Source organism: Shewanella sp. MSW, from assembly GCF_007636515.1.
GTDB lineage: Bacteria > Pseudomonadota > Gammaproteobacteria > Enterobacterales > Shewanellaceae > Shewanella > Shewanella indica.
In genome coordinates, this window is sequence record NZ_LVDR01000024.1 from 1 (window position 1) to 1009 (window position 1009).

Annotated in this window: 1 pseudogene; it reads left to right on the top strand. The window is 49.3% G+C overall.

Annotated elements, in window-relative coordinates:
* Positions 1 to 317: 317 nt before the first annotated feature.
* Positions 318 to 1009, top strand: a pseudogene (locus tag AYI96_RS18800) (alpha-amylase family glycosyl hydrolase); the annotation flags it as partial.

A 1009-nucleotide genomic window follows, 5' to 3' on the forward strand; every position in this document is an offset into this window, starting at 1 on the left:
TGGCCGATGGGATGCAATGTGTGCCATGAAGGCCAAATATGGCGGTAAATGGTGCCGGGGTAAGCAACAAAGCCAAGCAATACATCCCCATTAACTTTAAGCCGTTGGAAATTTTGCAGAAACAGGCTTAAGCCTGCCGCAGCCATGCCTGGTAACTGCAGTTTTTGTATGAAGCATGCAGATTACTCGTCTTAGAGAGTCTACTTCTAATAATTTATCGTCATTTATAAGAGATTGAGACCGCAAGGTATGCTTCCAGGTGGTCCGTAAAATGTTTAGGATGTCCTGATTTTTCCTTGATTTTTCCTTCGCCATTTGAAGTCATTGAGCGTTGGACAGGGCTCTTTAGTGGCAATCCTGTGGCGGCAAAGTTCCTTAAGGGCGATAGTCTCTCGGAAGGTGAGCGAATACTGCTGGATTCGCTGATTAGCGATTGGCAGGAACGCCTTGGCAGTATCAGTTGGTTTATGCGCTGTTTAAACGAAGATATCGCCCGCAAGGCCAATCGCGAAGATGGTTGTAAGGGCGTATTCTGGGAAGGACGCTTTAAGTCGCAGGCGCTGCTCGATGAACAGGCGCTGCTTGCCTGCATGATGTATGTGGATTTAAATCCCATTCGCGCAGGTATTGCAGATTCACTGCAAACTTCTGATTACACATCCATTCAGGAGCGCATAGAAGAAGTTGCTGAGCCAGCAACTGCCAACGCTTCACTTAAGCCACTGCTGCAATTTGATGGTGCAGCCACTACCGCCGAACAAAGCGGCATCCCATTTCACTTTGCCGACTATCTGGAGCTGATTGATTGGACAGGCCGGGCGGTGCGGGAAGACAAGCGTGGCTTTATTGCCTCTACCAGGCCCAAACTACTGCTTGAGCTTGGTATCAGTGACGATGCCTGGATAACTTCCGCTAAGGAGTTTCGCCGTCAGTACAGTGGCATGAGTGGCCGATGGGATGCAATGTGTGCCATGAAGGCCAAATATGGCGGTAAATGGTGCCGGGGTAA